The sequence below is a fragment of the Streptomyces sp. NPDC043870 genome, from assembly GCF_056435785.1.
The window spans coordinates 265624-271764 of record NZ_JBWKDT010000003.1 but is presented as its reverse complement, the minus strand read 5'-3'; the positions used below and the strand labels follow the sequence as shown (position 1 = coordinate 271764).

Below are 6141 nucleotides of genomic sequence, written 5' to 3'. Positions count from 1 at the left end.
CGTACAGGCCCTGCCCATGACTAGGACCGGGGGAGGGGGTTCGCCCCCCCCCCCCCCCCCCCCCCCCCCCCCCCCCCCCCCCCCCCCCCCCCCCCCCCCCCCCCCCCCCCCCCCCCGAGTTGGGGGGGCTCTCAGCCCACCAGGCCGTCGGCCATTTCTTCCGTGAGGTTGGACTCCGTGCCCGGGATGCCGAGGTCCTGTGCACGCTTGTCGGCCATGGCCAGGAGGCGGCGGATGCGGCCCGCGACCGCGTCCTTCGTCAGCGGCGGGTCGGCGAGGGCGCCCAGCTCCTCCAGGGAGGCCTGCTTGTGCTCCATGCGCAGCCGGCCCGCTGCGGCGAGGTGCTCGGGCACCTCCTCGCCGAGGATCTCCAGCGCGCGCTGCACCCGCGCACCGGCGGCCACCGCGGCACGCGCGGAGCGGCGCAGATTGGCGTCGTCGAAGTTGGCCAGGCGGTTGGCGGTGGCGCGGACCTCGCGGCGCATCCGCCGCTCCTCCCAGGCCAGGACCGACTCGTGCGCCCCCAGCCGGGTCAGCAGCGCACCGATCGCGTCGCCGTCGCGCACCACGACCCGGTCCACCCCGCGCACCTCGCGGGCCTTCGCGGCGATGGAGAGCCGGCGCGCGGCGCCGACCAGCGCCAGCGCGGCCTCCGGGCCCGGGCAGGTCACCTCCAGCGAGGAGGAGCGGCCCGGCTCGGTGAGCGAACCGTGCGCCAGGAAGGCCCCGCGCCAGGCCGCCTCGGCGTCGCACGTGGCCCCGGAGACGACCTGCGGCGGCAGTCCGCGAATGGGCCGCCCCCGGCCGTCGACCAGACCGGTCTGCCGGGCCAGCTGGTCACCGCCCGCAACGACCCGTACGACGTAGCGCGACCCGCGACGCAGCCCGCCCGGGGCCATCACCACGAGGTCCGAGGAGTGCCCGAAGATCTCCAGGATGTCCTTGCGCAGCCGGCGCGCCGCGATGCCCGTGTCCAGCTCCGCCTCGATCACGATGCGGCCGCTGACCAGGTGCAGCCCGCCCGCGAACCGCAGGATCGCCGAGACCTCCGCCTTTCTGCAGCAGGTCCGGGTGACGGGGAGCCGGGAGATTTCGTCCTTCACCGCTGCCGTCATCGCCATGGGCCGATCCTTCCATGCATCCGAAAAATACGGTCGTACGCGGCGGCCAACAGCTCCGGATCGTGCTTCGGAGCCCCGTCGGGCCTGGCCACCGGCGCCAGCTCGACCGCGGCACCGAACCGCTCGGCGGCGTCGGCGAGGGACTCGCGGTCGGGCACGGCGGCCTCGTCGGCCAGCACCACGTCCAGGGCGAGTTTAGGGGCGTGTCGCCCCAAAACCTCCAAATGACGCTGCGGAGAGAACCCCTCCGTTTCTCCCGGCTGCGGCGCGAGGTTGAGGGAGAGCACACGGCGGGCCTTCGTCTCGACCAGCGCGTCCAGCAGCTCCGGCACCAGCAGATGCGGAATCACCGAGGAGAACCAGGAGCCCGGCCCCAGCACCACCCAGTCGGCGTCGAGGACCGCCGCCACGGCCTCGGGGACGGCCGGCGGATCGTTCGGCACGAGGTGCACGGACTGCACCTCGCCCGGGGTCAGCGCCACCGTCGCCTGCCCCCTGACCGTCCGGATCTCGTCGGGACTGACGGGGTCATGCCCCCTGACCAGCGCCTGCAGCTCCAGCGGTACGGCGGACATGGGCAGCACCCGGCCGTGCGCGCCGAGCAGCTTGCCGACCAGGTCCAGCGCCTGCACATGGTCGCCGAGCTGTTCCCAGAGGGCGACGATCAGCAGATTGCCGACCGCGTGCTCGTGCAGCTCGCCCTGGGACTGGAAGCGGTGCTGGATGACCCTGGCCCAGGTCTGGCCCCAGTCGTCGTCACCGCACAGCGCCGCCAGCGCCTTGCGGAGATCGCCGGGCGGCAGCACGCCGAGCTCCTCCCGGAGCCGGCCGCTGGAGCCGCCGTCGTCGGCGACGGTGACGACCGCGGTGAGGTCGCCGGTGATCCGGCGCAGGGCCGCCAGCGACGCCGAGAGCCCCATTCCGCCGCCGAGCGCGACGACCTTGGGCTGGGCGCCGCGCCTGCGGCCGGCGCGGGGCGTGTCGCTGCCCCGCAGCCGGCGCAGACGAAGAGTACGACCGGTCACTCGCGCCCCATGTCACGGTGGACGACGACGGTCTCGATCCCCTCGGATCCGAGCCGGGCGGCGAGCTTCTCGGACATGGCGACGGAGCGGTGCTTGCCGCCGGTGCAGCCGACGGCGATCGTCACGTACCGCTTGCCCTCGCGCCGGTAGCCCGCCGCGATCAGCTGCAGCAGCTCGGTGTACTGGTTGAGGAACTCCTTGGCGCCCGGCTGGTTGAAGACGTAGCCCGACACCTCCTCGTTGAGGCCGGTGAAGGGGCGCAGCTCCGGGACCCAGTGCGGGTTCGGCAGGAAGCGGCAGTCCACCACGAGGTCGGCGTCGACCGGGAGGCCGTACTTGTAGCCGAACGACATGACGGTGGCCCGCAGCTCCGGCTCCTCGTCGCCCGCGAACTGGGCGTCCATCTTGGCGCGCAGCTCGTGGACGTTGAGGCTGGAGGTGTCGATCACCAGGTCGGCGTCGCCGCGCAGCTCCCGCAGGAGGTCCCGCTCGGCGGCGATGCCGTCGACGATGCGGCCGTCGCCCTGCAGCGGGTGCGGGCGGCGCACGGACTCGAAACGGCGCACCAGGGCCTCGTCGGACGACTCCAGGAAGACGATCCGCCGGGTGACCTGCTTGGCGTCGAGGTCCGCGAGGGACTCGCGGAGATTGTCGAAGAACCGCCGGCCGCGGACGTCCACGACGACGGCGATACGGGCCACATTGCCCTGGGAACGGGCGCCGAGCTCCACCATGGTGGGGATCAGCGCGGGCGGCAGGTTGTCGACGACGAACCAGCCGAGGTCCTCCAGGCACTTCGCCGCGGTGCTGCGGCCCGCGCCCGACATTCCGGAGATGATCACGAGCTCGGGGATGGCCCCGTCGGCGGCCGGCCCGGCCTCGCTCGTCGTACCCGTACTCACGTCTCCTGCTCCGTGTTCTTCTCGGTCGGTGCTGTCGTGCTGCGGGCTGCCGGGCTCGCTGCCCTCCGGCCCGGTGCCGCCGGGTGCGGCGGCGTCCGGTGCGGCCGTGCCTCCCGGTGCGGTGCCGCCCTCGCCGGTGCCCGCCTGCCCGGCCCCGGCCTGCTCAGGTCTGGTGTGCTCGGTCATTCCGTGCTGCCCCCGTCCTCGGTCGTTCCTGCTGCCCCGTCGTCCTCTTCAATGATCTCTCCTGTCGCCGTATTCACGGCGGGCGCGGCCGGGGCCGCCTGGGCGAGGGCCACGACGACGGATTCGGCCGTCTTCCGGCCCATGCCGGGGACCTCACAGATCTGCTCGATTGTCGCCTGTCGCAGCCGCTTCACCGAGCCGAAATGCTTGATCAAAGCCTGCTTGCGCGTTTCGCCCAGGCCGGGCACCGCGTCGAGCGGGCTGGTCCGCAGCCGCTTGGAGCGCTTGGAGCGCTGGTAGCGGATCGCGAAGTCGTGAGCTGTGTCACGGACGCGCTGGATGAGGTAGAGCCCCTCGCTGGAGCGCGGGAGCACGACCGGGTCGTCCTCGCCCGGCAGCCATATCTCCTCCATCCGCTTCGCGATGCCGCACACGGCGACATCGTCGATGCCCAGCTCGTCCAGGGCCCGCTGGGCGGCCGCGACCTGCGGCTGACCGCCGTCGACGAGCACGAGCTGGGGAGGATACGCGAACCGCTTCGGCTTCCCGTTGCCCTCGTCGGCCGGCACCTCACCGTCCTCGGCCGACCGTCCCCTGCCTTCGGCGGGACCCCATTCCCCCGTCTTCTCCTTCTCGGCCAGATAGCGCCTGAAGCGCCTGCTGATCACCTCGTGCATCGAGCGGACGTCGTCCTGGCCCTGGCCGTGCCAGACCTGCGTGTCTCCGACACGGCCCGTGATCTGGAAGCGCCGGTACTCGCCCTTGCGGGGCAGACCGTCCTCGAAGACGACCATGGACGCCACCACGTCCTCGCCCTGCAGATGCGAGATGTCGAAGCACTCGATCCGCAGCGGCGCCGACTCCAGGCCCAGCGCTTCGGCGATCTCCTCCAGGGCCCGGGAGCGGGTCGTCAGATCGCTGGCGCGCTTGGTCTTGTGCAGGACGAGGGCCTGCTGCGCGTTGCGCCCGACCGTCGCCATCAGGTCCTTCTTGTCGCCGCGCTGCGGAATGCGCAGCGACACGTTCGCCCCGCGCCGCCCGCTCAGCCACTGGGTGACCGCGTCGACGTCCTCGGGGAGGGCCGGGACGAGGACCTCCTTGGGGACGGCGTCGCCGCTCTCCTCCCCGTACAGCTGCTGGAGCGCGTGCTCGACCAGGCCCGACGTGTCGACCGCCTCGACCTTGTCGGTGACCCAGCCGCGCTGGCCGCGCACCCGGCCGCCGCGGACGTGGAAGATCTGGACGGCGGCCTCCAGCTCGTCCTCGGCGACCGCGATCAGATCGGCGTCGGTGGCATCGGCCAGCACCACCGCGTTCTTCTCCATGGCCCGCTTGAGGGCCTCGATGTCGTCGCGCAGCCGGCCCGCCCGCTCGTACTCCATCTCCTCGGCGGCCGCCATCATGTCCTTCTCCAGGCGGCGGATGTACGTGCCGGTGCGGCCGACCATGAAGTCGCAGAAGTCCTCGGCCAGTTCGCGGTGCTCCTGCGGGGTGACCCGCTCCACACACGGCGCCGAGCATTTGCCGATGTAGCCGAGGAGGCAGGGGCGGCCGGTCCGTGCGGCGTTCTTGAAGACCCCGGCGGAGCAGGTCCGCACGGGAAAGACCCGGAGCATCAGATCGACGGTCTCGCGGATCGCCCACGCGTGCCCGTACGGACCGAAGTAGCGCACGCCCTTCTTCTTGGCGCCGCGCATGACCTGGACCCGGGGGAACTCCTCGTTCATCGTCACTGCGAGATACGGATAGCTCTTGTCGTCCCGGTACTTGACGTTGAACCGGGGGTCGAACTCCTTGATCCAGGAGTACTCCAGCTGCAGCGCCTCCACCTCGGTGGAGACGACCGTCCACTCCACGGAGGCCGCGGTCGTGACCATCGTGCGCGTGCGCGGGTGCAGACTCGCCAGGTCCTGGAAGTAGTTGGCGAGCCGCTGCCGCAGGCTCTTCGCCTTGCCGACGTAGATCACCCGGCGGTGCTCGTCACGGAACCTGTAGACCCCTGGCGAGTCGGGGATCTGACCCGGCTTGGGTCGGTAGCTGGAGGGGTCTGCCATGCCGCCCACCCTACTGGCGGCCACCGACAACCGGGGCCCGCCGGCCGGACGCCGACGGGCCGCCGGGGCTCCCCCGCGCCCGCGCCGCGAACGGGCGCAGACGCAGGCACGGAGAGCAGGCACGGAGAGCTCTGACGGAGAGCAGGCACGGCAAGCGGGCAGGGAGAGCAGGCGCGGCGAGCGGGCGCGGCGAGCAGGCGCGGCGAGCAAGCGCGGCAAGCGGGGGGAGAGCAGGCGCGGGGCCGTGAGTGCCGGGGAGCGGGACCGGAGGAGCGCTGTCCGGACGCGTGCCGTGAGCATCTGCCGTTGTCCGGACCGGATCAACGCGCTTCAATGCCGGGAGATATGCGGCTGCGAACGGCGCGTACGGGGTGTGAACAGCCGCTTTCGGTCCACCTGCACACCCGCGGCCGGCGGCGAGACGACCCGCCGAGCCGCCGTGAACGTTCACTGAGGAGTCCCCATGGGGCACGCCACGTACCCCGCGCACACCGAGGCCGAGCTGGCCCAGGTGCTGCACACCGGTCCGTTCCATGTGGCGCTGCGCGCGGCGCTCGCGGTGCGCGGACTCCCGCTCCAGCGTGTCCAGCACCATCTCGCACACCGTGGGATCAAGGTCGGGGTGACCAGTCTGAGCTACTGGCAGCAGGGCGCGCGCCGCCCCCAGCGCCCCGAGTCGCTGCGCGCCGTACGGGCCCTGGAGGAGGTGCTCCAGCTGCCGGGGAACTCCCTGCTGCGGCTGCTCCCCGAGGGCGGCGGGGGGGGGGGGGGGGGGCGGCCCCCCCCCCCGCCCGCCCCCTCTCTCGTTGGGGGGTCCGTGGTGGGGGGGAAACCTTTTGTCCGGGTTGAACAA

Annotated in this window: 4 protein-coding genes and 1 pseudogene; 1 reads left to right on the top strand and 4 read right to left on the bottom strand. The window is 72.5% G+C overall.

Features of this window, described 5'->3' with window-relative positions; translation table 11 throughout:
* Positions 1 to 131: 131 nt before the first annotated feature.
* Genes whiA through uvrC form a run of 4 tightly spaced genes read right to left on the bottom strand, consistent with a single transcriptional unit; the run spans position 132 to position 5288 of the window.
* On the bottom strand, positions 132 to 1121 hold the full coding sequence (whiA, locus tag AC0699_RS05740; protein ID WP_093653140.1) for a DNA-binding protein WhiA: 990 nt from the start codon (positions 1119 to 1121) through the stop codon (positions 132 to 134).
* On the bottom strand, positions 1112 to 2146 hold the full coding sequence (locus tag AC0699_RS05735) for a gluconeogenesis factor YvcK family protein (protein ID WP_478656062.1): 1035 nt from the start codon (positions 2144 to 2146) through the stop codon (positions 1112 to 1114). Before AC0699_RS05735 ends, whiA begins: the two co-directional genes overlap by 10 nt.
* Positions 2143 to 3234, bottom strand: coding sequence for an RNase adapter RapZ (gene rapZ, locus AC0699_RS05730; RefSeq protein ID WP_478656060.1), 1092 nt, complete (start codon positions 3232 to 3234; stop codon positions 2143 to 2145). The genes AC0699_RS05735 and rapZ overlap by 4 nt, the downstream gene beginning before the upstream one ends.
* On the bottom strand, positions 3231 to 5288 hold the full coding sequence (gene uvrC / locus AC0699_RS05725; protein WP_478656058.1) for an excinuclease ABC subunit UvrC: 2058 nt from the start codon (positions 5286 to 5288) through the stop codon (positions 3231 to 3233). Before uvrC ends, rapZ begins: the two co-directional genes overlap by 4 nt.
* 463 nt (positions 5289 to 5751) lie before the next feature.
* Here uvrC and AC0699_RS05720 point away from each other — a divergent pair.
* Positions 5752 to 6141, top strand: a pseudogene (locus tag AC0699_RS05720) (hypothetical protein); the annotation flags it as partial.